Source organism: Serratia sp. KG1D, assembly GCF_037150675.1.
Taxonomy (GTDB): Bacteria; Pseudomonadota; Gammaproteobacteria; order Enterobacterales; family Enterobacteriaceae; genus Serratia; species Serratia nematodiphila.
Genome location: NZ_JBAGIH010000001.1, coordinates 751566 through 774968, shown reverse-complemented (window position 1 = coordinate 774968; position 23403 = coordinate 751566). Strand labels below are relative to the sequence as shown.

Here is a 23403-nt window from a genome sequence, read left to right as displayed (position 1 = left end):
GACGGTTGCATCATGCTGCCCACTCGCTGATAAAAGAAAAATAGGCTAAAGTGAACAACACTCATGACAAAGATGTCATCAATAGAATGGAAGCCTATGGAAAGTCTGGGTTCTCTCGACGTTTTCGTCCGGGTCAGTGAAAGCCGCAGTTTCACGGTGGCCGGGCAGCAGCTGGGGATCTCCGCGTCGGCGGTCAGCAAAACCATCGCCCGGCTGGAGGAGCGGCTCAGCGTGCGTTTGTTCCACCGTTCCACCCGCACGGTCAACCTGACGCCGGAAGGGGCCCTGTTCCTGGAAAGGTGCCGTCGCATTTTGAGTGAGGTGAAAGAGGCGGAAGCCGAACTGTTGCAAACGCGGGGAACGCCTCAGGGCAAGCTGCGCATCAGCCTCCCGTCGCTGGGCACGCTTTTCATGCCAAAACTGGGGGACTTCAAGCGCCGCTATCCTGAGATCGAGCTGGATATTGATTATTCGGATCGGCTGGTTGACGTGATTGAGGAAGGTTTCGATGCCGTTATCCGCAGCGGAACCCCGAGTGACTCACGGCTGGTTGCCCGCCGGCTGGGTACCTGCCGCAAGGTTTTCGTTGGCGCGCCGGGTTATTTCAGCCAAGCGGGTATGCCGCGCAAGCCCGAGGATCTGACAAGCCATGCCCGTTTGCATTATCGCTTTCCCAGCACCGGCAAACTGGATGTCTGGCCGCTGGGGGACAAAACGGAGATGATCCCCGAACGGCCGGCCAGCATGGTGACAAATACCCTCGATCCGCAGGTGTGCTTCGCGGAACAAGGGTTAGGCATCGCTTATTTGCCGGAGATCGCCGTGCGCAGACAGCTGGAACAGGGCAGCCTGGTGACGGTTTTGGATGAGTACCACCGCGAGAACATGGTTTTTCATGTCCTTTGGCCGTCGGGCCGCCACCTGTCAGTCAAAATCAGGCTGTTCGTCGACTTTGTGACGAGCCATCTGTTCCCGCTTTAAACGACATATACCGTCTTAACTGACCGGCATACGCGCCGGATCGGGATACTGGTACTCGAAACCCAGCTCGTTGCAGATGCGGTTGCCGTCCACCAGCCGCTCATCCTGCTCCGCCTCGTCGGCGAACTGCGGCGGCTCCAGATGCAACTGCTCGGCCAGCGCCGGATAAAATTCGCGCTTGGCCGGATGACGCGGCGCGCACAGGTTGTACACGTGGCCGCCCTTCGGCAGCTTCAGCAACAGTTGGATGGCGGCGATGACGTCGTCCTGGTGCACCAGATTTACCCCCTGCGAACCGCCCTTCACGTCGAGCTTGCCCGCCAGGAAGCGGCCGGGGTGACGATCGGCGCCCACCAGCCCCGCCAGGCGCAGAATGTCCACCGAGGTGTTCGGCAATTCATGCAGCCAACGTTCCAGCTCGGCCAACACCCGCCCTGACGGCGAGACCGGCCGCAACGGCGACTCTTCGCGCAGCGTGCCTGCGGTTTCGCCGTACACCGAGGTGGAACTGGTGAAGATCACCCGCGGCACGCCAAAGGCCATCGCGCTGTCCACCAGCATGCGCACCGCATTGAAATAGTTTTCGCTGCCTTCGACGGTGCGGCGAGCGGGCAGTGTCACCACCAACGCATCCACGCGCAGCAGCGACTCCAGATCGTCCGGATCGCACACCAGCTCCGGCGTCAGTTCCAGTTGGTAGCATTCGATGCCGCTCATGCGCGCGGCCTCGACGCCGTCCGGCGTGGTTTTGCTACCGACCACGTCATATCCGCGCCCCATCAGCGACAGCGCCAACGGCATGCCCAGCCAACCCAAACCAATAATGGCTACCTTTTTCATCCTCTTCCTCTCCTGAAGATCGCAGCGCCCTACCCCTAAGGCTACGCCACTGCGCACGGCGATACAATCTGCCCGGCTTAAGGTCAGGTAAAGCTGTCTGTGGCTAATAACCTAACCTGTTTCAATAAATTAAATTTATGACGTTAAAAAAGGGTTGCGCGGTGGACAGCGGATAGTTTAGCTTAATTGGCATACGGTTTTTACCGGCTTTTGATTAGAGAAAAACACCATGACACGCGTTCAGTTCAACCACCATCATCACCATCACCCTGACTAGTCTTTCAGGCGATGAGTGCTGGAAGACGGTTTGTTAATCTTCCAGTGGCGCGCAGAACGCAAGAGAGAGCCCTCGGAAGATTTCTTCCGAGGGTTTTTTTTTGGCTCCGGACAGACAGAAAGAATAGTTTTTACAATAAATTCATAAAATTACAGATTAAACAGAGGTTACCATGCTGGACAAGACACGTTTACGGATCGCAATGCAGAAGTCGGGCCGCCTGAGCGATGAATCCCAGGAACTGCTGGCGCGCTGCGGCATCAAGATCAACCTGCAGCAGCAGCGTCTGATCGCCTTCGCCGAGAACATGCCGATCGATATCCTGCGCGTGCGCGACGACGATATTCCGGGCCTGGTGATGGACGGCGTGGTCGATCTCGGCATCATCGGCGAAAACGTGCTGGAAGAAGAGCTGCTCAGCCGCCGCGCCCAGGGCGAAGACCCGCGTTACTTCACGCTGCGCCGCCTCGATTTCGGCGGCTGCCGCCTGTCGCTGGCCACCCCGCTCGACGCCGAATACACCGGCCCGCAAAGCCTGCAGGACGCCCGCATCGCCACCTCTTACCCGCACCTGCTGAAGCAATACCTCGACAAGCAGGGCGTGCGCTTCAAATCTTGCCTGCTGAACGGCTCGGTGGAAGTGGCGCCGCGCGCCGGTCTGGCCGACGCCATCTGCGATCTGGTCTCTACCGGCGCCACGCTGGAGGCCAACGGCCTGCGTGAAGTCGAAGTGATCTACCGCTCCAAGGCTTGCCTGATCCAGCGCGACGGCGAAATGCCGGAAGCCAAACAGCAGCTGATCGATCGCCTGATGACCCGCATTCAGGGCGTGATCCAGGCGCGTGAATCCAAATACATCATGCTGCACGCGCCGAGCGAGAAACTGGACGAGATCGTCGCGCTGTTGCCGGGCGCCGAGCGCCCGACCATTCTGCCGCTGGCCGGCGCGCAGAACCGCGTGGCGATGCACATGGTAAGCAGCGAAACCCTGTTCTGGGAAACCATGGAAAAACTGAAAGCGCTCGGCGCCAGCTCGATTCTGGTGCTGCCGATTGAAAAGATGATGGAGTAACGCCATGTCGACCTTCAACACGCCGATCGATTGGGCGACCAGCAGCGCCGAACGCCAGGCCGAGCTGCTGATGCGCCCGGCCATCGCCGCCTCTGACAGCATCACCCGCACGGTGAGCGAGATCCTCGACAACGTGAAGGCCAACGGCGATCGGGCGCTGCGCGACTATAGCGCCCGTTTCGACAAGGCGGAAGTCTCGGCGCTGCGCGTCAGCGCCGAGCAGATCGCCGCCGCCGCCGCGCGGTTGGGCGACGACATCAAACAGGCGATGGCGGTGGCCGTCGCCAACGTGGAAACCTTCCACAACGCGCAGCGGCTGCCGCCGGTGGACGTCGAAACGCAACCGGGCGTGCGCTGCCAACAGGTGACCCGCCCCATCGACTCGGTCGGCCTGTATATTCCCGGCGGATCGGCGCCGCTGTTCTCCACCGTGCTGATGCTGGCGACGCCGGCACGCATCGCCGGCTGCCGCCGGGTGGTGCTGTGCTCGCCGCCGCCGATCGCCGATGAAATCCTGTATGCGGCTCAGCTGTGCGGCGTGCAGGAAGTGTTTCAGGTCGGGGGCGCGCAGGCGATCGCCGCCCTGGCGTTCGGCACCGAGAGCGTGCCGCGCGTGGCGAAGATCTTCGGGCCGGGCAACGCCTTCGTGACCGAAGCCAAGCGGCAGGTCAGTCAGCGCCTTGATGGCGCGGCCATCGACATGCCGGCCGGCCCTTCGGAGGTGCTGGTGATCGCCGACGCCGGCGCCACCCCGGCGTTCGTCGCTTCCGATCTGCTGTCGCAGGCCGAACACGGCCCGGATTCGCAGGTGATCCTGCTGACGCCGGACGCGGCAATGGCGCAGGCAGTGGCCGAAGCAGTGGAAAGCCAGCTGGCCGAGCTGCCACGCGCCGAGACCGCCCGCCAGGCGCTGGCGAGCAGCCGCCTGATCGTAGCGCGCGATCTGGCTGAGTGCGTGGCGATCAGCAACCGCTACGGCCCGGAGCACCTGATTATTCAGACCCGCAATGCGCGCGAACTGGTGGACGGCATCACCAGCGCCGGTTCAGTGTTCCTCGGCGACTGGTCGCCGGAATCCGCCGGTGATTACGCCTCCGGCACCAACCACGTGCTGCCGACCTACGGCTATACCGCCACCTGCTCCAGCCTGGGGCTGGCCGACTTTCAAAAACGCATGACGGTGCAGGAGCTGACGCCGCAGGGCTTCAGCAACCTGGCCGCCACCATAGAAACGCTGGCTGCCGCCGAGCAGTTGATCGCCCACAAGAACGCCGTGACCCTGCGCGTCGCCGCCCTGAAGGAGCAAGCATGAGCATCGAAAAACTGGCGCGCGCCAACGTTCGCGAGCTGACCCCTTATCAATCGGCGCGCCGCCTCGGCGGCAAGGGCGATGTGTGGCTGAACGCCAACGAATACCCAATCGCCCCGGAATTCCAGCTGACCGCGCAAACCTTCAACCGCTATCCGGAGTGCCAGCCGGCGCAGGTGATCGAACGCTACGCCGCCTATGCCGGGGTGAAGAAAGAGCAGGTGCTGGTCAGCCGCGGCGCCGATGAAGGCATCGAGCTGCTGATCCGCGCCTTCTGCGAGCCGGGCAAAGACGCCATTCTGTTCTGCCCGCCGACCTACGGCATGTACGCCGTCAGCGCCGAAACCTTTGGCGTGGAGCGCCGCACCGTGGCCGCCAAAGAGGACTGGCAGCTGGATCTGCCGGCCATCGCGGACAGCCTGGACAACGTGAAGTTGATCTACGTCTGCAGCCCGAACAACCCGACCGGCAACCTGATCGATCCGGACGATTTACGCAGTCTGCTGGAGCTGGCCAAAGGCAAAGCGATCGTCGCGGTGGACGAAGCCTATATCGAGTTTTGCCCGCAGGCTTCGGTGGCCGGTTGGCTGAGCGACTACCCGCACCTGGCTATTCTGCGTACGCTGTCAAAGGCCTTTGCGCTGGCCGGCCTGCGTTGCGGCTTTACGCTCGCCAATGAAGATCTGATTGCCCTGCTGCTGAAGGTGATCGCCCCTTACCCGCTCTCGACGCCGGTGGCGGATATCGCCGCGCAGGCGCTGAGCGAAGAAGGTATCCGCACCATGCGCCAGCGCGTCACCGACATCGCAGCCACCCGCAGTTGGCTGCAGCAACAGCTGGAGAAATGCGCCTGCGTCGAGCAGGTTTTCGCCAGCGACAGCAATTACCTGCTGGCTCGCTTCACCGCCTCAAGTAATGTGTTTAAAAGCTTGTGGGATCAGGGCATTATCTTACGAGACCAAAACAAACAGCCCGGGTTGTCCGGCTGCCTGCGCATCACCATAGGCACCCGCGACGAATGTCAACGCGTGGTGGACGCGTTGTCCGCCCTGCCCGGCGCCAACCAGACTCGCCAGGAGCCAATGTGAGCCAAAAAATCCTCTTTATCGATCGTGACGGCACGCTGATCGCCGAGCCACCGGAAGATTTCCAGGTTGACCGCCTGGACAAGCTGGCGCTCGAGCCAGACGTGATCCCTTCCCTGCTGGCGCTGCAGCAGGCGGGGTATCAGCTGGTGATGATCACCAATCAGGATGGGCTCGGCACCGCCAGTTTCCCGCAGGAGACCTTCGATCCGCCGCACAACCTGATGATGCAGATCCTCAGCTCCCAGGGGATTCAGTTCGCCGACGTGCTGATTTGCCCGCACCTGCCGGCGGACAACTGCGACTGCCGCAAGCCGAAAACCGCGCTGGTGAAAGGCTACCTTGAACCCGGCGTGCTCGATACCGCGCACAGCTACGTGATCGGCGATCGGCCGACCGATGTGCAGCTGGCGGAAAACATGGGCATCCAGGGGCTGCGTTACCAGCGCGGCGTGCTGGGCTGGAAAGAGATCGTGCGCCAGTTGACCCTGCGTGACCGTCACGCGCGTGTTAATCGCGTGACCAAAGAGACGCAGATCGACGTCAACGTCTGGCTGGATCGCGAAGGCGGCAGCAAGATCAAAACCGGCGTCGGCTTCTTCGATCACATGCTGGATCAGATCGCCACCCACGGCGGCTTCCGCATGGAGATCGACGTCAAAGGCGATCTGTATATCGACGATCACCATACGGTAGAGGACACCGGCCTGGCGTTGGGTGAAGCCCTGAACAAGGCGCTCGGCGACAAGCGCGGCATCGCCCGCTTCGGCTTCGTGCTGCCGATGGACGAATGCCTGGCGCGCTGCGCGCTGGATATCTCCGGCCGCCCGCACCTGGAGTACAAGGCCGAGTTCAACTATCAGCGCGTCGGCGATCTCAGCACCGAAATGGTCGAGCACTTCTTCCGTTCGCTCTCTTACACCATGGGCTGCACGCTGCACCTGAAGACCAAGGGCAAAAACGACCACCACCGGGTCGAGAGCCTGTTCAAAGTGTTTGGCCGCACGCTGCGCCAGGCGATCCGCGTCGAGGGCAATACCCTGCCGAGTTCGAAAGGAGTGCTGTGATGAACGTGGTGATTTTGGATACCGGCTGCGCCAACCTGGCCTCCGTCACCTACGCGGTGCGGCGCCTGGGTTATCAGCCGGAGGTGAGCCGCGATCCGGAGATCGTGCTGCGCGCCGACAAGCTGTTCCTGCCGGGCGTCGGCACTGCGCAGGCGGCGATGGATCAGCTGCGCGAGCGCGATTTGATCGAACTGATCAGGGCCTGCACGCAGCCGGTGCTGGGCATTTGCCTCGGCATGCAGCTGCTGGCGGCCAGCAGCGAAGAGAACGGCGGCGTGACCACGCTCGACCTCATCGATACGCCGGTCAAGCAGATGACCGACTTCGGCCTGCCGCTGCCGCACATGGGCTGGAACCAGGTGTCCGCGCAGGCGGGCCACCATCTGTTCCGCGGCATCGATGACGGCGCCTACTTCTATTTCGTACACAGCTATGCGATGCCGATATGCCCCAGCACCATCGCCCAGGCGAACTACGGCGAGCCCTTCACCGCCGCCGTGCAAAAAGACAACTTCTTCGGCGTGCAGTTTCATCCAGAACGTTCTGGAGCAGCCGGCGCGCAACTGTTGAAAAACTTTCTGGAGATGTAGGCAGCATGATTATTCCGGCTTTGGATTTGATCGACGGCAACGTGGTGCGTTTGCATCAGGGCGATTACGGCCAGCAGCGCGACTACGGCAACGATCCGCTGCTGCGTCTGCAGGACTATCAACAACAGGGCGCCCAGGTGCTGCACCTGGTCGATCTGACCGGCGCCAAGGATCCGGCGGCGCGCCAGATCCCGCTGCTGCGCAAACTGCTGGCGGGGGTTGACGTGCCGGTGCAGGTCGGCGGCGGCATCCGCAACGAACAAGACGTCAGCGCCCTGCTGGAGGCCGGCGCCACGCGCGTGGTGATCGGCTCCACCGCGGTGAAACAGCCGCAGTTGGTGCAACGCTGGTTCGAGCGCTACGGCGCCGACGCGCTGGTGCTGGCGCTGGACGTGCGCATCGATGCACAGGGCGTAAAACGCGTGGCCATCAGCGGCTGGCAGGAAGATTCCGACGCCACGCTGGAACAGGTGGTGGAGCAGTTCCTGCCCTACGGGCTCAAACACGTGCTGTGCACCGATATTTCGCGCGACGGCACGCTGGCCGGTTCCAACGTGGCGCTGTATCAGGAGATCAGCCGCCGTTATCCGCAGGTGGCCTTCCAGGCCTCGGGCGGCATCGGCAATCTGGACGACATCGCCCAGCTGCGCGGCAGCGGCGTTGCCGGCGTGATCGTGGGGCGCGCCCTGCTGGAAGGTAAATTTAGCGTTGAGGAGGCGATCGCATGCTGGCAAAACGGATAATCCCGTGCCTGGATGTTAAAGACGGGCAAGTGGTGAAAGGCGTGCAGTTCCGCAACCACGAAATCATCGGCGACATCGTGCCGCTGGCGCAGCGCTATGCGCAAGAAGGCGCGGACGAGCTGGTGTTTTACGATATCACCGCCTCGAGCGATGGCCGGGTGGTGGACAAAAGCTGGGTGTCGCGCGTGGCGGAGGTGATTGATATTCCGTTCTGCGTCGCCGGCGGCATTAAAAGCGCCGAGGACGCCAGCCAGATCCTGTCTTTCGGCGCCGACAAGATTTCGATCAACTCGCCGGCGCTGGCCGATCCTGAGCTGATTAGCCGCCTGGCTGAACGCTTTGGCGTGCAGTGCATCGTGGTGGGCATCGACACCTGGTTCGACAGTGAAACCGGCAAGTATCACGTCAACCAATATACCGGCGACGAGAGCCGCACCCGCATCACCCAGTGGGAAACCCTCGACTGGGTGCAGGAAGTGCAGCGCCGCGGCGCCGGTGAGATCGTGCTGAACATGATGAACCAGGACGGCGTGCGCAACGGTTACGATCTGCAGCAGCTGCGTCGGGTGCGCGAGGTCTGCAAAGTGCCGCTGATCGCCTCCGGCGGCGCGGGCACCATGGAGCACTTCCTGGAGGCGTTCCGCGATGCGGACGTCGACGGCGCGCTGGCGGCGTCGGTGTTCCACAAACAAATCATCAATATCGGCGAACTGAAAAGGTTCCTGGTCGAACAAGGCGTGGAGATTCGCGTGTGCTGACAGAACAACAGAGAAACCAGCTGGACTGGGAAAAAACCGACGGCCTGATGCCGATCATCGTGCAGCACGCCGTTTCCGGCGAAGTGCTGATGCTGGGTTACATGACGCCGGAAGCGCTGACCACCACCGAGCAAAGCGGCAACGTCACCTTCTTCTCGCGCACCAAGCAGCGCCTGTGGACCAAGGGTGAAAGCTCCGGCCACTTCCTTAAGGTGGTCAGCATCACGCCGGACTGCGATAACGATACGCTGCTGATATTGGCCAACCCGATCGGCCCGACCTGCCACCTAGGCAACAGCAGTTGCTTCCACCCGGCCGCCAGCGACTGGACGTTTCTCTATCAGTTGGAACAGCTGTTGGCGGAGCGCAAGCATGCCAGCCCGGACAGCTCATACACCGCCAGCCTGTACGCCAGCGGCACCAAGCGCATCGCGCAGAAGGTCGGGGAGGAAGGCGTGGAAACCGCGCTGGCCGCCACGGTCAACGATCGCGAAGAGCTGACCAACGAAGCTTCGGACCTGATCTATCACCTGCTGGTGCTGCTGCAGGACCAGGATTTGGATCTGAGCGCGGTGATCGGCCGGCTGCGCGAGCGGCATCAGAAAAAAGCATGACGTTAACTCGCACGCAATAAAAAAGCCGCCGGGCGTTAACCTCGGCGGCTTTTTTTATCGCTCAACGAGCGGGCTTATTCCATCCATTCGGTATGGAACACGCCTTCCTTGTCGATGCGTTTATAGGTGTGCGCACCGAAGTAGTCGCGCTGCGCCTGGATCAGGTTCGCCGGCAGCACCGCGGAACGGTAGCTGTCGTAGTAAGCGATCGCAGCGGAGAAGGTTGGCGTAGGGATACCGTTCTGCACGGCGTAGGCCACCACGTCACGCAGCGCCTGCTGGTACTCGTCGGCGATTTGCTTGAAGTATGGCGCCAGCAGCAGGTTGGCGATATCGGCATCCGCCGCGTAAGCGTCGGTGATCTTCTGCAGGAACTGAGCGCGGATGATGCAACCGGCGCGGAAGATCTTGGCGATTTCGCCGTAGTGCAGATCCCAGTTGTTTTCTTTAGACGCGGCTTTCAGCTGAGAGAAGCCCTGCGCGTAGGACACGATTTTGCCCAGATACAGAGCGCGACGCACTTTCTCGATGAACTCGGCTTTGTCGCCGGTGAACGGCGCCACTTTCGGGCCGGTCAGCACTTTAGACGCGGCAACGCGCTGATCTTTCAGCGAGGACAGGTAGCGTGCGAATACCGATTCGGTGATCAGCGACAGCGGTTCGCCCAGATCCAGCGAGCTCTGGCTGGTCCATTTGCCGGTGCCTTTGTTGGCGGCTTCGTCCAGGATCACATCGACCAGGTATTTACCCTCTTCGTCTTTCTTGGTGAAGATGTCTTTGGTGATGTCGATCAGGTAGCTGTTCAGCTCACCCTTGTTCCACTCGGCGAAGGTTTCGGCCAGCTGCTCGTTGCTCAGATTCAGCGCCTGTTTCAGCAGAGAATAGGCTTCGGCAATCAGCTGCATGTCGCCGTATTCGATGCCGTTATGCACCATCTTCACATAGTGGCCGGCGCCGTCTGCGCCAATGTAGGTCACGCAAGGCTCGCCTTCCGCAACCGCAGCGATTTTCTCCAGGATCGGCGCCACCAGCTCGTAAGCTTCTTTCTGGCCGCCAGGCATGATGGAAGGCCCTTTCAGCGCGCCCTCTTCACCGCCGGAAACGCCGGTGCCGATGAAGTTGAAGCCCTGGTCGGACAGTTCGCGGTTACGACGGATGGTGTCCTGATAGTAGGTGTTGCCGCCGTCGATCAAGATGTCGCCCTTGTCCAGGTGCGGAGTCAGCGAGGCAATGGTTTTATCCGTTGCTTCGCCCGCTTTCACCATCAGCAGGATGCGGCGCGGTTTTTCCAGTGATTCGACAAACTCTTCAACGGTGTAATACGGCGCCAGATTCTTGCCCGGGTTCTCAGCGATCACTTCGTCAGTTTTGTCGCCAGAACGGTTGAAAATGGAAACGGTGTAACCACGGCTCTCGATGTTCAGCGCGAGGTTGCGGCCCATTACCGCCATGCCGACAACGCCGATTTGTTGCTTGGACATTTAGGAACTCCTGTCTGAGGATGACCCTGCCGGCAACGTCGGCCAGCAGGTTTTGTGATGTGGCACACATGTTAACTCAGGATTGAGCCGGGTGGGTAGTGATTGGTGCGATAGGTCACATAACTCGTCTAAATTTTCAGTAACCTGCCAGACCATTCAATCGGGCTTATTATGCCTTCCCAGCAGGGATTCGTAGATTTTCGCGTATGCCTCGACCATTTGTTTGGAGGTGAACATCTCTTCGTAGCGTTCATACGCCTTATTACCGAATGTCTCCGCCAACTTGGGGTTCTCCCAAAGCTTATCCATTGCCTTTCTCAATGCCGAAGGATCCGATGGAGGGATCACCAGTCCCGTCTGATCATTGACGTTGATAAAGGTAGTCCCTGTCCCTATTTCACTTGAAATCATGGGTTTTCGGTACATGGCACCTTCCAGTAGCGAAATGCCAAACGCTTCCGAGCGTAAATGTGACGGAAATACAATACCATAGCTCAGCGTCAGTAGTGCCGATTTATCCTCATCCGGCAATGCGCCAAGAAAATGAACGTTTTTCAGTCCCAAGTTCTGAGCCTGCTCACGTAATTCACTTTCGATCGGCCCGGCCCCTACGATCACGATAGGATAGTTTGCACCGATAGCCGCCTCTAGCAGTATATGTAATCCTTTATAATAGCGTAACGTGCCAATAAATAAGAAAAATGGTTGGCCGAGCTGACGCTGCCATTTTTCCAAGCGGCTCGGTTCTGGCACCGGATATGTCTCTTTATCCAGACCTATCGGAATCACAGAGACTTTATTTTTGAACGTTTCCAATACGTCACTGGTGGCCACATAGTTCGGTGATGTTGCTACGATGCAATCTATTTTACGCAAGAACAGGTGCATCAGTGGCTTATATAACCTAAGAAGGTTTTTTTGCCTGATAATATCAGAGTGATAACTAACCACTGTCGGCTTATTCACTCCCGAGAGGAAGTGTACAAGATCCATGTATGGCCATGGGAAATGATAGTGGATGATATCCGCTTGCTCGCTGAGCTCTTTAAATTTCTTTATGACGCGAAATGAAAATGGGTTAGATGCAATGCTGAAATCTTGTCTGACTTTATGAGCTGTATGCTGTGAAATAGTTTCGCAACTATCCTTATCTGCAGGCGTTACGGACAAAACATCCGTCGATATACCCTTCTCTACACCACCTTCAGCGAGTTGGTATATCACTTGCTCAATGCCGCCAAATGAGTCAGGATAATAGGTTTTATAAAAATGGAGTACTTTAATCATTATTAGTCAATTTTTGATAAACGTTTAAAGTTTGGCTAGTGCAATTTTTCCAGGAAAACGTTGCTGCATGTGACAAACCTAATGCAATTGCATCCTTTCTCCACGCTTCATCTGTCAGCCCTCTGATAATAAGCTGCGTTAATAAGCTGACATCCTCAGGAGAGTGAGTTAATGCCGCATCACCTGCGATTTCCGGCAAAGATGAACTGTTGGAACAAATCACCGGAGTTCCCGAGCTCATCGCTTCCAATACCGGAAGCCCAAAGCCTTCATAGTGTGATGGGAAAACAAACAGCCTGGCTGCAGAGTACAATAATGGCAATTCTTCTGCAGCCGCAAATCCCAGATACTTAAGCCATCCCTCACGCTGTCCTCGCTCTATTTCCTGCATAATGTCATCATTGCGCCATCCCTTATAGCCGGAGAGGACTAATGGATAACGGGCACGCAATCCGTCAGGCAGTTTTCTATAAGCATGAATAAGGGAAAGAATATTCTTCCTCGGCTCAATGGTACCAACGAATAAGGTGAAGGCTTTATAGCTTAAATCAAATTTTTTTAAAACTCCAGATACGTGTTCTACCTGACGAGGGTAAAAATCAGGCGAGCTTGCCAGATGAACCGTGTGGATTTTCTCAATTGGATAATCGAAATATTCATGAATCTCTTTACGAATATAGTTCGAGACCGTGATGAGACCATTCGCCCTCGACAATGCTTTCATCATTTCTTTCTTGGTATAACGATTCCTTTTAGGATCGAAACAGTGCTCCCATTTAAAAGGAGAAAGATCATGAAACGTTGCCACTGCAGGGCCGTCAAAAGGAGGGAGGAAATAATTAGGTCCATGAAAAAGGCAACGTTCGTAGCCACGCAGCGCCTTCTTTTTTAGTTGTGGCATAAGCAATCTGTAGGTCTCAATAGCCAATGAATTGCTCTGCACAATTTTTTTCAACCAGTGACTACTATCAGATGTATTTTTTGCCGTAGGTATGTTAGATAAAAAACGGGTACCGGAGAAAAAATTTAGTTCTTCAATTTCGTTGTGGCTTTGCAAGCCTTTTGCCAACTCATAGGTATAACGCCCTATGCCAGTCAACGGGAACTTGATAGGCTCAACGGAAAGAATTATTTTCATCTAAAGTCACATTCCATAGAATATCTATGCTTTCAACATAGTAGATTCAATGCAGTAGTAGAAATCACACCTACTGCATTGAATAAGGCTATAGCTAGAGGAGGTTATTTGAAATGTTTTGCTCTTAACAAGCCCGCACACATGTTTTCTAGCCGTCTGGCAACGGCATGATAATCATGCTGCTCGCACCACGCATCAGCACGTCGTTGCGTTTCAACTGCACTCGAAGAGTTTTTAACAATCTCAGAAATAATATCTGCAATACCTTCAGCAACATCCACTACGGAGGTTCCCTTCAATTTGAAGACAGCGTCACCAAGATCATCAAAAATAGCGAGCGGCGTCACTGCCACAGGTTTATGCGTCGCCATGCCGTAGCGAACGGCACCACTGGCCGATTCGCCGGTATTTTGATACGCGAAAACCAGCAGATCGGCGTCAGAGAGCAGACGTAAGCTTTCTTTATCATCAAGAAAATCGTTATGCATCTCTACCAGATCTTCAACCTTCAAATTAGCCGCAGTCTCTTTAAGCTCACGAACCAAAGCGGTGGATTCACTGACGGGATATTCCGCATTGACCAACCTTAGTCGAATAGGGTTCCCCGCTTTTTTCAAATAGGCCACGGCTTCGATAAGTTCCTTCAACCCTTTATGCGGCAGGCAAAAACCATAGCTGGCAACCAAAGGCGGCAGATTGCGATGAGCAGTCGATGCCAGAGCGGGATAGTTAATCACGCCATGTGGGAACAGAGTTACATTATTGACTAATCCAAGCAACTTCAGGCGGTTGATATCAGCAATAGAATGAACCAGCAAACGGTCACACATTTTCAACGCGTCAGTCATTTCTGATAAACGGAAATTCCAATACGGCTCTTTTTCGATCGGATCAACCGTCGAATGCATGGCCATAACGATAACCCGTCCCGCCTGGTGATGCCTTTTGATAAAGGCCGATAACTCGCGGTGGTTAAAGAATCCATAGTTAAACTGGATGACCAAGGTGTTCAGATTCAGGGTTTCAATTTGAGTATCTAAAGCATCAAGGTAATTGTCTTCTTTTCCAACAACCCAACTCCTCAGAACGTTACCTTCGTCCGCGTGTACCAGATCATTTGCTGTCGGTGCAAAAATCACAATTTGGTCGCTGGGCATGTCAGCTACCAAATGTTGGGAATAGGTGGCGATGCCGCATTTGGTATTCCACGTCGAGAGCCAGCCAATGCGGGGTTCCACTTGAGCGACGTCAAAATGCTTACGCAATTCGCCTACCGCAGCCTTTGATCGCTGCGCAACCGAGCTCCAGGTAAACTGACTAAGTATCAGTTCACGCCCTTTTGCTGCCATTGCCGATAGTTGCTTTTTGTCAGTCGCCGCCGCCTGCGCCATCGCCTCGGCCAGTTTATCAATATCGGCATGCACCCATGATGAAGAAAACAGGCCAAAATGGGTCTTCGCGCGTTCAAAACGATAATCAACCAGCCATGAATTTTCCTGCGTGCAAAAATCAAGCTGCCCGCTCCAACCAGTGGTGATAGCGGGTAAACCGCTCAACATCGCCTCCGCAATCGGCAAACCAAATCCTTCAGCACAGCTTGCCGCCACCAAGACATCACACTGTTCATAGAGCGCTTTCAGCTCTTGTTCCGGCATATCTTGTTCGATAATAATGACATGGGGATAATTGACGTGCCGCTTCTGAGCTTGCGTTAGCCATGCCTGAATTTCATTGTGCGGGTTAGGGAAAGTTTTGATGACCAGGGAAACATCATCCTCTCCGGTAAAAGCGGCGCCATAGGCCGCCAGCATCGCCTGAACCCCCTTCCGCGGGAAGCACGAAGAAACATGCAGGAATTTGAATGCTTTGGCATTCAGTTGCGGAGGATTGGCTGACTGAATCCGCTCCCAGTGCTCGCAACCATTCCCGACATTAAAAACGGGAACTTTAGTACCATTATCAATCAATACTTTGCGCACATGTTCTGAAGTGCAAAGGATCGCATCCAATTCACGGTTGAAATTATTGATCCAACCTTGTGGAAAGCCACTTTCTTCCCATGCATAGCAATGCAAAAGCTTCACATCCGCAGCCATGTTGCTGACACGTGGCGGATAGATATTGCGGCTCAATACATTAACCTGCTGCTCACTCCGCTGCTGCAAACGCGAATGGAATGCCTTCAAATCCGCATTACTTTCATCACTCAGGAAGGTTTCATTTGGAGCAAAGTCGCCAGGCCCTTCCGTTGAATGCAGCAGAACGTCAACATTGTCGCGACTGAGTGCTCGCGCGAATTCTCGATTTACCAAAGCCAGGCTATAGGAGCTGTCAAAAGGTCCTTCAACGCGCCAAGAGAGAGACTCTAGCGCAATGCCTTGCAACTCGAGTCTTTTGGCATTTCTATCCATCGCCTCAGCGGTTGACCGCAGATCGTTATCCGAAGGCTCTTCACGACATTTGATCGAGGAAACGGCGGAGATCAATTGCGATGACGTTACCGATTCAAACTCCACATCTCCGGCCTCAGCAACTAACCGCTCAAAACGAGACAAGGCGATAGTTCCCGCCTTATCCCACGAAAACTTGGCGGATTGCTCCAAAGCGTGTTTCTTTAATTGAGCGAGGAAAACGTCATCGCTTAAAGCCTGTTGAAGCTTGTCTCTTATTGACTCAACAGAATAGGGATCAAACAGCGCATCGGCATAACCGATCACTTCCGGGATACTGGTGACGTTAGAACCGATTGTCGCCGCACCGCACGTCATGGCCTCCAGAATCGGTAATCCAAAGCCTTCATGCAACGAAGCAAAGACAAACAACTTGGCCAACTGAGAAAACACGACCAGATCCTGTTCCGATACATATCCAGTCAGAACCATCTCGTCATCACGCAGTTGTTGATTACGCGCGATGGAATGCAGATAACTGCGATCGCTGTCCGATAGCTTACTAACGATAACCAGTTGATTTTTTTCACGCAATTCAGGCGTTAATTTGCTGTAAGCCTCAATCAACCTCTTGAAGTTTTTACGGGAGTCAAAACCGCCAGGAGCATAAAGTACGACATCACGGGTAATGCCATATTTCTCTTTTAATTCTTCAGAAAAATTATTAGCGGAAATCTCGCTGATATCAAAATGTTCTTCGGTCGCCGCCGAAATCGTGCATACTTTGCTTTCGGGAATATCCAACCACTCAATCACCTCCGAAGAAGTATAGTCCGAGTTGGTCAGCAGCAGATCCGCGTTCTTCAACCAATTGATTTTCTTTAAATAATAATCTTTATAAACGTCATCTTGCAGGTAAACATCCGCTTGTACCAAAGGGATTAGATCGTGATGCAACACCGCCACTTTAGTTTTTGGCGTTAATTTAGCGATCGACGTCACCGCATTATCTACATGCCCTTCGAACAAACTGGTTATAAAAACGACATCAGGTTTAAGATTATGTAAGAAGGCTTCACGCACATATTCTGCACACTCACTGCGCCAAGCATTGTTTCTATCCATCGCTCTGACAGGGCCAGGCGCATACCAGATAACGATATTTTCGGCCGGCACTAAGCGAGCAAATTGCGCTTTAAGTTCAGCGATGGTTTCGGGAAACAGCGCAGACAAAGCAATAAAAATTTCGTGTTGACTGTTATTACGGATGATTGCCTTTGCAATCGAAAGAGTATAACGGCCAATACCCCGAAAACGGCTTTCCGTTTGTGCTCCTTGCAGGTCAATAACAATACGCATTATGAATCCCCGTGTTTCTTATTATTTATTCTCTTTAGCTGCTCATATATATCGATAGCTCTGCTCGTCATATTTTCCTTATACACAACATGACGTTCATTCGCCATAAGATCGGCGTGATAGTCAGGCGCGGAAATTAAAACCCGTCTGAAAACAGATTGCAGAAATCGGTAAGCACCCAGCTTTCTAGCGCTGGAAAGAATGAATGCTTTGAATTTAGGATGTTCATGGAATAAAGCCAGAGCCGTATTTATTCCCTTTCTCAAAACCTTTTTGACTGCTTTGCGAGCTCGAGTTTTAACGCCTTGCTCACGCACCGCTTTAAATTGATATGAAACCCAACGCAATGGGGAGGTCACACGCCAGGAATTGCTGGTATGCGCATCAAAAAGCTGTTGTTGCAGACTCTGATTGTTAGCATGCACGTCAATGAGCTGCTGCTGTAGGCTTTGATTATTAGCATGTACAGCCATCAGCTCTTGATGTGACTTGTCCAATTGGTGCTGAAAACGCTCCAATTGGTTACTCACTTCGTGGAACTTCACTGTCTGCGCACGCAACGCCGTGTTCATTCGCTTAAACTCGTTATTCAAGCGTAGGTCATAGCGATCGCTTAAGCCGTCGAGAGTAACCCCATATTCTTTATCAAAATAGGCGTCCAATTCACAGACAATCGATGCCTCACCCTCTTTTTGGGCAATCATGCTATAGTCTGGGCTGACACCTTTCAACACATCGACCAAATATACCGATGTCTCTTCGTCTCTCAGTGCCGCTTTTTCCTGCAAACGCAGTATTTTAGTTCTCAGAAAACCGTAATAGTTCGGAATGAATTCGAGCAACGCTGGAGGCAGCGGATGGTTGTGCGTCGGATCCATATAAAAAGAACAGGTTCCAACGCTTACATTTTCGGGGTTTGGCGTCTCAAGAATCAGCAAACCACCGGGTTTAAGCACCCGCAACGCCTCTTTCACCAAAGACTGTAAAAACTCGAAGGGCAGATGTTCTGCGATATGAAAACCGGTGATGGCCAGTAGACTGCCGTCCTCCTGCTGCTGGAGGAAATCCAGGCAGTCCATTTTCTTCACGTTCAGCCCAACCTGCAAAGCACGCTCGAGCATACCATCATCGAGATCAACTCCCATGGCAGGAATAGCATTATCTCGTAAGATCTCGAGCCATTCTCCACGCCCACAGCCAACATCGACAACTTCAGCTGAAGGGTAAATTTTTGCCAACGCCATAATAAAAGGAAGATATACAGATAAGCGTTGTTTGATATCTTGCACGCTCCCCCGATGTTTTTCCTCAAAAACGCGATAAAAATTACCACTCATTCAAAAATCTCCAACTTAGGGGGCAACCAAGCTACTCCAATAAAATCTTTCTCGTTTGAATTAACAACGTTGAAAACAACCGCCAGATCGCGCCATTCGTAATTTTTTCCAACATGAGTTCCTGCCGTATGTAACGCTACGGCAACCGAGTAAGACCCAACCCCCAAATTGGCAGAGAACGCAAATGAAAAGGTTCTCGATTCATTCTCTTTCAAATCGAATAATGGCTGTTTCAGGTGATGAGTATTGGTACCAAAAACCGGCTGTCCCAATCGGTCTTTAATCAAATATCCCACGACAAGTTCAGGAACAGCCTCATTGACATGCACCTTCACCTGAAGGTTGACAGGTTGCCCTACCGCTACCACCTCAATACTTTCACCTTCGGTACTAAGAAGACTAATATCGGTAATAGTTGCCTCGCCTGAGCCAGAGAGCGTCTGCAATTTTCCATTATTTTCAACCTGACGAATCGACACATTTTGCTTATCAGCGAGTAGGGCATTATAGTAATCCATTACTGCTTCAGGCTCACCCTCCATTTCTACTCTGCCTTTGTTAAGCAAAATAGCTCTATCACATATGCTTTGGATCGCTTGTTTGTCATGTGACACGAGCAAGAGGGTGGTTCCTAGCTTGCGAAACTCACGTATCCGCTCGAAACTCTTATGCTGAAAATAAGCGTCACCAACAGATAAGGCCTCATCAACAATCAAAATATCCGGGCGAATCGCTGTTGCAACGCTAAATGCCAATCGAACTTGCATACCGCTTGAGTAAACACGAACCGGTTGATCGATATAATCACCGATCTCAGCGAACGCCTCGATTTCCGGCATAAGTTCCGTAATTTTTTCGACGGACATACCCAGCAGTTGCCCTGACATATAAACGTTTTGGCGCCCGGTAAAATCCGAGTGAAAGCCCATGCCGAGCTCCAATAATGCCGCAACTCGACCGTCGAGAGCAATTTCGCCGCAGGTTGGTTTCGCTGTGCCAGTAATCAATTTCAGTAATGTACTTTTACCGGCGCCGTTAATACCAATAATGCCTAACGCCTCACCAGGCTCAACATGAAAACTGATGTTCTGCAGGATCCATTTTAGTTTATGTTTGACGGTATTAAATGGCGAAATCCACTCAAGCAGACGCCCTGTCTTAGAGGCATACTGTTTGTATGCCTTGCCAACATTATGTACTTTTATGTAACTCATTATAACTCGTCCACCATATCTGCAGCGTGTTTCCTGAATAATCTCATACCAAACGCACAGAAAATTATGGCCAGAACCAATACTGGCCATAATGAGTACCAGTTAGGTTGCTGTTGGTATGCAAATATTGACTGGTATGCTTGCATAACTCGGGCCATTGGATTGTACATCAGCGATGTTCTGGCCCATTCAGGCAGCGAATTTAATACATAAACGATGGGTGTGAACCAGAACCAGAATTGCAATAATACGCCAACAAACTGCCCAACGTCCCGGAAGAAAACGTTCATCACGCCCAATGTCATACCCAGACCGACGGTGAACAGAACTTGCAGAGCCAAAACGGGTAAGACGGAGAAGAATAAAACCCCGGGAAAGTTTCCGGTAAAAACAAGAAAAATTAAAAACAGGCTAAATATAATGGCGAAGTTTAAAATCGCAGACGCGGTCACAATGACCGGCAAGCAAATCTTTGGGAAACTGAGCTTTTTTATTAAGTTAGCATTAGTAATGAAGACACTTTGGCTTTTATCAAGAATTTCAGTAAATAATCCCCACGTCAGCACCCCAGAGCAAAGATAAATACTATAGGCAAAAGGACCTGAATTATCAGGCATCCGTGCCTTCATCACTTCTGAGAATACCAGTGTATATACCAAAATCATCGCTAACGGCTGCAATACCAGCCATAAAGCTCCCAACATGCTGGTTTGGTAACGGGACTGAAAGTCCCGCTTAATACTGCTCCAAATAAAACCCCGGTAACCATAGATGGCTAATAACATTTCTTTCATCGTTATTCTCCGCCTAAGAGCGCCAGAATCTCTTTAGTTTTTTTCTGCATCAATTCAACATCCCCTTTTGACTCAACATTCAAACGTACAACAGGTTCAGTATTCGATGTCCGCAGATTAAAACGCCATTCATTGAATTCAAGGCTGATACCATCTGTCATGTCAAAAGCCACGGCATCATCTTTGTAAACGCCTAAAACACGCTCAATGGCAGCTTTAGCATCAGGCAATTTGCGATTAATTTCACCAGATGCTGGATACGCTTCCATACGATCCTTCACTAGCTGACTCAACACACTGCCTTTAACTGAAAGTAAACCCGCTACCAATAGCCATGGAATCATACCGCTGTCACAATAAGCGAAATCACGGAAGTAATGGTGCGCACTCATCTCGCCACCATAGATAGCATCTTCTTTGCGCATGCGCTCCTTGATAAAGGCATGCCCCGTTTTGGACATAACAGGGATGCCACCAGCTTGGGTAACGATATCGATGGTATTCCATGACAGACGAGGATCATGAATAATCTTGGAGCCAGGGTTGGCTTGCAGGAAAGCTTCTGCCAATAGGCCAACGATATAGTAGCCCTCGATGAAAGCGCCCTTCTCATCAAACAGGAAACAACGATCGAAATCACCGTCAAAAGCAATTCCCATATCCGCCTGATGCTCAAGCACGGCTTTTGCTGTGTCATCCCGACATTCAGGTAATAACGGGTTAGGGATACCGTTAGGGAAATTCCCATCAGGTTGATGATGAACCTTTACAAAGGTAACGGGAATATTTTCTTGCTGGAAACGTCGCTCTATTTCGTCGATAACATGGCCTGCAGCACCATTTCCAGAGTTAATGACCAACTTCATTGGCTTCAATGCTGTTGCATCAATATACTTCAGCAAATGATCTACATAATCGGTGAGAATGGATATTTGTTGATAACTACCACGTTTATCCTTCACTACCGCAGGAAACGTATTTTCTTCCGCTAATTTTTTAATCGCAAATAAACCGGTATCACCACTAATCGGCTGAGCATTTGCTTTAACCAGTTTCATACCATTATAATTCATTGGATTGTGGCTAGCAGTAACTTCAATGCCACCATCCATATTCAAATGGAAAGTGGCAAAATAGACTTCTTCAGTGCCACTCATACCAATGTCATATACGTCAACACCAGCATCCTGCAATCCGTTGGCGAGAGCCACTTTAAGAGACTCGCTGGTCAGCCGTACATCGCCACCTACGATAACGCGCTGAGGTTTCAGGTATTCGCCATAAGCTCGGCCGATACGATAGGCAATATCCTCATTCAGCTCTTCACCTAGTTGACCACGGATATCATACGCTTTAAAACAAGTTAAGGCACTCATTAAAACCTCAAAAATTAGCAACGACCGTAATGATCTTTAATACGGATAATGTCATCATCACCTAAATAAGAGCCTGACTGAATCTCAATCAGCTCCAAAGGAATATTTCCGGGATTTTCTAAACGGTGGACAACCCCAATTGGAATGAATGTCGACTGATTTTCTGTAAGTAAGAACGTTTTATCCCCCGTTGTTACTTTAGCCGTACCAGAAAGAACCACCCAGTGTTCCGTGCGGTGATGGTGCATTTGCAGAGAAAATGCTTCCCCGGGATTAACGGTGATACGATTGACATTAAAACGCTTTTCAGCAACCAAAATATCGCAAATACCCCATGGTCGATAAACCTCGCGGTGTCTTCGATATTCACTCCGCTTATGTTTTTTCAGATACTCAACAACTTTTTTAACGTCCTGAACTTTCGACTTATCAACCACGAGAACGGCATCTTTAGTGTTAACAATAACCAGATTATCTACGCCAACAGCCGCAACTAATTTTTCATCAGTATTGATATAGCAATCACGGGTATTATGCAGGAAAGTGTCGCCGGTCAATGCATTACCAGCCCCATCTTTCTGGCTGACTTCCCATAATGCAGACCATGAGCCGACATCACTCCAACCGGCATCCAGCGGGATCATGACCGCATCTTGTGTTTTTTCCATTACCGCATAATCGACCGACTCGTCTGGGCAACTCGCAAAGGCGTCGCGATTGACATTGATAAAGTTTTTGTCACATTCGGTATCATCCAGCGAGCGGCGACAGGCAGCCAGGATATCGGGACGGAATGCCTCCAGTTCCTCCAGGTAACGCTTGGCACGGAACATGAACATACCACTGTTCCAAAAATATTCACCGGAGTCGACATAGGCCTGAGCGGTTGCGAGATCAGGTTTCTCAACAAAACGTTTTACGTTAGCGGCCACCGCTTTATCATCGCAGCACTCTCCACGCTGGATGTAACCATAACCAGTTTCTGGACCTGTCGGCACAATACCAAACGTAACCAGGCTTTTTTCCGCTGCGTAAGGCAATGCTGCTTCGATCGCCTGGTGGAAAACATTCACATCCTTGATGATATGGTCTGCTGCCAATACCAGCATGATAGGATCGTTACCTGCTGCGGTAGCATTCAATGCAGCCAGAGCAATCGCTGGCGCAGTATTTCTGCCAATGGGCTCCAGGATAATGTTGTGTGACAACATATCAATTTGACGCAGCTGTTCAGCCACCATAAAACGGTGGTCTTCGTTGCAGATTACAACAGGCTCACCGATCTCCACGCCATCGAGTCGTTTCAACGTTTCCTGAAGCATTGAATTTACGCTGTGCAAGCGCAAAAACTGCTTAGGGTGGAGTTCTCGTGACATCGGCCATAAACGGCTACCAGTACCGCCTGCCATAATTACAGGTAATAACATTTTTTGTCCTTATGACGCTAAAAATATATAAAGCTTTAAATACAATATGTTAAGTTAGGTCACACCAATACATAACGTTCAATCATCGCGCTTACTATTGCCTTATGTAGTGCTTAGATGAAGGCCAAACAGCAACGAAGGGCATTTCGCTGGCAGTGATAATACAGGAGATTACTCAACCTCTCACGGTGACGAAGGCCTGCAAAAATCACGCTACCGCCCTTGGCTCAACAGCTACCAACCGACTGATCTTGCTTTTGAATT

20 protein-coding genes and 1 other annotated feature are annotated in these 23403 nt (G+C 52.8%); of the genes, 10 read left to right on the top strand and 10 right to left on the bottom strand.

Annotated elements, in window-relative coordinates:
* Window positions 1–96 precede the first annotated feature (96 nt).
* Entirely contained in the window at window positions 97–981 is an 885-nt protein-coding gene (locus WFM45_RS03770; RefSeq protein WP_048322630.1) for a LysR family transcriptional regulator, read from the top strand.
* 15 nt (window positions 982–996) lie between these two features.
* On the opposite strand, the gene WFM45_RS03765 is transcribed toward WFM45_RS03770, so the two are convergent.
* Complete coding sequence (locus WFM45_RS03765) at window positions 997–1821, bottom strand: SDR family oxidoreductase (protein ID WP_015377257.1); 825 nt, start codon at window positions 1819–1821, stop codon at window positions 997–999.
* Between the two features lie 229 nt (window positions 1822–2050).
* On the opposite strand from WFM45_RS03765, the gene hisL reads away from it, so the two are divergent.
* From hisL to hisIE, 9 genes are all read left to right on the top strand, one after another.
* Entirely contained in the window at window positions 2051–2098 is a 48-nt protein-coding gene (gene hisL, locus WFM45_RS03760) for a his operon leader peptide (RefSeq protein WP_100396937.1), read from the top strand.
* Window positions 2074–2200 (top strand) — a sequence feature (His leader region). Its footprint overlaps the gene before it by 25 nt.
* 70 nt (window positions 2201–2270) lie before the next feature.
* A complete protein-coding gene (hisG, locus tag WFM45_RS03755; protein ID WP_004938793.1) occupies window positions 2271–3170 on the top strand; it encodes an ATP phosphoribosyltransferase in 900 nt (299 codons plus the stop codon).
* A gap of 4 nt (window positions 3171–3174) precedes the next feature.
* A complete protein-coding gene (hisD, locus tag WFM45_RS03750) occupies window positions 3175–4482 on the top strand; it encodes a histidinol dehydrogenase (protein WP_004938796.1) in 1308 nt (435 codons plus the stop codon).
* On the top strand, window positions 4479–5567 hold the full coding sequence (gene hisC / locus WFM45_RS03745) for a histidinol-phosphate transaminase (protein WP_033640854.1): 1089 nt from the start codon (window positions 4479–4481) through the stop codon (window positions 5565–5567). The genes hisD and hisC overlap by 4 nt, the downstream gene beginning before the upstream one ends.
* Window positions 5564–6631 carry a bifunctional histidinol-phosphatase/imidazoleglycerol-phosphate dehydratase HisB gene (hisB, locus tag WFM45_RS03740; protein WP_015377254.1) on the top strand — a complete coding sequence of 356 codons (1068 nt, stop codon included), beginning with the start codon at window positions 5564–5566 and terminating at the stop codon, window positions 6629–6631. The genes hisC and hisB overlap by 4 nt, the downstream gene beginning before the upstream one ends.
* A complete protein-coding gene (gene hisH / locus WFM45_RS03735) occupies window positions 6631–7221 on the top strand; it encodes an imidazole glycerol phosphate synthase subunit HisH (protein ID WP_085336419.1) in 591 nt (196 codons plus the stop codon). Before hisB ends, hisH begins: the two co-directional genes overlap by 1 nt.
* A 5-nt stretch (window positions 7222–7226) precedes the next feature.
* Complete coding sequence (gene hisA / locus WFM45_RS03730; RefSeq protein ID WP_060559073.1) at window positions 7227–7964, top strand: 1-(5-phosphoribosyl)-5-[(5-phosphoribosylamino)methylideneamino]imidazole-4-carboxamide isomerase; 738 nt, start codon at window positions 7227–7229, stop codon at window positions 7962–7964.
* Window positions 7946–8722 carry an imidazole glycerol phosphate synthase subunit HisF gene (hisF, locus tag WFM45_RS03725; RefSeq protein ID WP_033633500.1) on the top strand — a complete coding sequence of 259 codons (777 nt, stop codon included), beginning with the start codon at window positions 7946–7948 and terminating at the stop codon, window positions 8720–8722. Before hisA ends, hisF begins: the two co-directional genes overlap by 19 nt.
* Window positions 8716–9336 (top strand): bifunctional phosphoribosyl-AMP cyclohydrolase/phosphoribosyl-ATP diphosphatase HisIE, encoded by a 621-nt coding sequence (gene hisIE, locus WFM45_RS03720; RefSeq protein WP_336954660.1) that lies wholly within the window; start codon window positions 8716–8718, stop codon window positions 9334–9336. Before hisF ends, hisIE begins: the two co-directional genes overlap by 7 nt.
* A gap of 74 nt (window positions 9337–9410) precedes the next feature.
* Here the strand turns inward: hisIE and gndA are convergent, their stop codons facing one another.
* The 9 genes from gndA to WFM45_RS03675 all read right to left on the bottom strand — a co-directional run bounded on the left by gndA (window position 9411) and on the right by WFM45_RS03675 (window position 23139).
* Window positions 9411–10817, bottom strand: coding sequence for an NADP-dependent phosphogluconate dehydrogenase (gndA, locus tag WFM45_RS03715; RefSeq protein ID WP_004938815.1), 1407 nt, complete (start codon window positions 10815–10817; stop codon window positions 9411–9413).
* Between the two features lie 156 nt (window positions 10818–10973).
* Window positions 10974–12104, bottom strand: coding sequence for a glycosyltransferase family 4 protein (locus WFM45_RS03710; RefSeq protein ID WP_021504313.1), 1131 nt, complete (start codon window positions 12102–12104; stop codon window positions 10974–10976).
* The gene (locus WFM45_RS03705) at window positions 12097–13242 is read right to left on the bottom strand and encodes a glycosyltransferase family 4 protein (protein WP_071826104.1); all 1146 of its coding nucleotides are present in this window, start codon (window positions 13240–13242) and stop codon (window positions 12097–12099) included. The genes WFM45_RS03710 and WFM45_RS03705 overlap by 8 nt, the downstream gene beginning before the upstream one ends.
* A 104-nt stretch (window positions 13243–13346) precedes the next feature.
* Window positions 13347–16991 (bottom strand): glycosyltransferase, encoded by a 3645-nt coding sequence (locus WFM45_RS03700; RefSeq protein WP_336954654.1) that lies wholly within the window; start codon window positions 16989–16991, stop codon window positions 13347–13349.
* A complete protein-coding gene (locus tag WFM45_RS03695; protein ID WP_336954652.1) occupies window positions 16991–18328 on the bottom strand; it encodes a class I SAM-dependent methyltransferase in 1338 nt (445 codons plus the stop codon). Before WFM45_RS03695 ends, WFM45_RS03700 begins: the two co-directional genes overlap by 1 nt.
* Window positions 18325–19542 carry an ABC transporter ATP-binding protein gene (locus WFM45_RS03690; protein ID WP_015377245.1) on the bottom strand — a complete coding sequence of 406 codons (1218 nt, stop codon included), beginning with the start codon at window positions 19540–19542 and terminating at the stop codon, window positions 18325–18327. Before WFM45_RS03690 ends, WFM45_RS03695 begins: the two co-directional genes overlap by 4 nt.
* Window positions 19542–20327 (bottom strand): ABC transporter permease, encoded by a 786-nt coding sequence (locus WFM45_RS03685; RefSeq protein WP_033633692.1) that lies wholly within the window; start codon window positions 20325–20327, stop codon window positions 19542–19544. Before WFM45_RS03685 ends, WFM45_RS03690 begins: the two co-directional genes overlap by 1 nt.
* An 11-nt stretch (window positions 20328–20338) precedes the next feature.
* Window positions 20339–21712 (bottom strand): phosphomannomutase CpsG, encoded by a 1374-nt coding sequence (cpsG, locus tag WFM45_RS03680; RefSeq protein ID WP_025302181.1) that lies wholly within the window; start codon window positions 21710–21712, stop codon window positions 20339–20341.
* Window positions 21713–21726: 14 nt separating this feature from the next.
* Window positions 21727–23139 (bottom strand): mannose-1-phosphate guanylyltransferase/mannose-6-phosphate isomerase, encoded by a 1413-nt coding sequence (locus WFM45_RS03675; RefSeq protein ID WP_015377242.1) that lies wholly within the window; start codon window positions 23137–23139, stop codon window positions 21727–21729.
* Between the last annotated feature and the right edge of the window lie 264 nt (window positions 23140–23403).